The sequence below is a fragment of the Massilia sp. CT11-108 genome, from assembly GCF_047302915.1.
Lineage (GTDB): Bacteria > Pseudomonadota > Gammaproteobacteria > Burkholderiales > Burkholderiaceae_D > Telluria > Telluria orientalis.
Genome location: NZ_JBKYMO010000758.1, coordinates 1 through 1,964 on the forward strand (window position 1 = coordinate 1; position 1,964 = coordinate 1,964).

Sequence of the window (1,964 nt, forward strand, 5' to 3'; positions counted from 1 at the left end):
GACGCGCTGCACGCCGACCTGCAGCGCCATTTCGCCGACGCGGCCGGCCCCCGCCCCGGCACCACGCTCACCCTGCTGGAACTGCGCGCGGACGACACCCCGCTGCTGTACCACGTGGGCGATTCGCGCCTGTACGAAATCACGCCTTCGCGCGCGGCGCCGCTGACGGTCGACCACGTCCCCGCCACCGCCTATGCGATGGCGGGCCTGCTGGGCGAAGCCGACTGGTGGCGCCAGGTGCATGGCGAACACCGGCCGCAGATCGCCCAGGCCTTCCTGCTCGGGAACGCGTTCGCCGACCCGACGCGGCTGAACGACCCGCTGTACGAATTGTCGCCGCTGAACCTGCCGTCGTGGCTGTCCGGGCTGGCCGACCGCCGTCCGCTCGAGCTGCGTCCCGGTGCCTCCTACCTGCTGGCGACGGACGGCCTGTGGTCGTGCTCGGACCCGGCCGGCTGGGCCGGACAATGGCCGCAGCTGCTGGCCGGCACCGCGGACGCCGCCACGATGCTGCACGCGCTGATGGAAGCCTACGATGCCCATCCGGCCGCATTCTTTTATCCGGACAACGTCAGCGCCATCCTCGTGCGCGTCCCTGGCGCGGCGCGCGACGAGACCGCATTGCCGGGGGCATGACTGTGGTAAATAGTGCATCTTGGAAAAAAGTCTTGCTCAACTATGAAATCCGCGCGCCGCGCTACGCTACAATCGCGTAAGCTGGGTCCCCATCCCCCGAACCGATAATCGCCCATGAAGCGTTGCAGCAGTCCCGATCACCCGCATTGCACCGTCTGGGTCGCCCCGGGCGAGGCGCAGTGCGCGCACGGCCACCGCCAGCCTTCCGGCGCGGTCGATGTGCTCGGCTCGAGTTTCGAGATGCTGAAACGCGTACGCGCCGAAGGACCGGCGCGGATACCGGCGACGATCCATGCACCGCCACCCCGGCCGCACCTGCACGTGAGCGGCTTCGACCCGCGCGCGGCCGGCGGCCGCCAGGCCATCAAGCTGGAATTGCGGGGCATGCCGGACGACGCGCCGGCGCAACTGACCCTGCTGCTCGAATCGAAGCTGCTGCCGATGGGCGCCGGCCAGCTGCAGTTTGCGCGCACCCTGCGCGGCGACTGGCGGCCCGTGTTCGTGGAATTCTCGTCGCGCGGACGGGAACACGGCCAGTACCGAGTCGACCTGGAAATCCATGCCCGCCACCCGGCGCGCACGTGGGTCGCGACGCTCGTGCTGCTCGTGCCGCGGCCGGACGCATCGCTGGGCGAGATCCACCAGACCTATCTGTCCACGCATAAAAACGTGCGCATCAGCGCCGACGATGCCGCCATCGCCCGCGTACAGGGCCTGGCCGGCGGCGGCGCGATGGACATCGACATCCATGCCCGCAACGCCTCCATCGCCCAGCTGAACCTCGAGGGGAGTGCCGGCGGCAAGGTGGCCGTCGGCCTGCCGACCATCGCGTGGGACGAAGACCTGATCGAGATCGACCTGCCCGCCGAGCGCGCGGCGCATCCATGCCCGGCAAGCACCGGCTGCCTCGTGTACGCGGAACCGGACGCCGGCGCCCAGCGCCACGTGCGGCTGTTCGCGCTGGACGAATGCGTGCTGGGCCGCTGCGACACCGTCGGCGCCGAGGCCGACCTGCTGCTGGAACACCATGGCGCGCAAGGGCCCGAACGGGATGGCCTCACGCGCCGGCTGTCCGCGCGCCACGCCGTCATCCGCCCCGCGCGCGGCGGGTTCGAGATCGAGGACGTGTCGCGCTACGGCCTGTTGCTGGACGGCACCTGGCCGGGCAAGCACGCGCCCGTCCCCCTGCGCCTCGGGATGCGCATCGAATTGACGGCCAGCATACGCGGCGTGGTGACGTTCGTCGTGACGGCGCTGCACGCGCATGCGCTGACCCTGCACCGCGTGGATGCCGGCGGTGCGTCCGAGTGCTTCGTGCTGCTGGCGCC

General features: G+C 70.6%; 2 protein-coding genes. Both read left to right on the forward strand.

The features are described 5' to 3' along the window. Positions 1 to 636: PP2C family protein-serine/threonine phosphatase (locus ACEN88_RS30325; protein ID WP_413345689.1), on the forward strand; the 636-nt coding region annotated here is incomplete at its 5' end. A gap of 114 nt (positions 637 to 750) precedes the next feature. Continuing rightward, a partial coding sequence (locus ACEN88_RS30330; protein WP_413345691.1) for an FHA domain-containing protein occupies positions 751 to 1,964 on the forward strand: 1,214 nt, incomplete at its 3' end.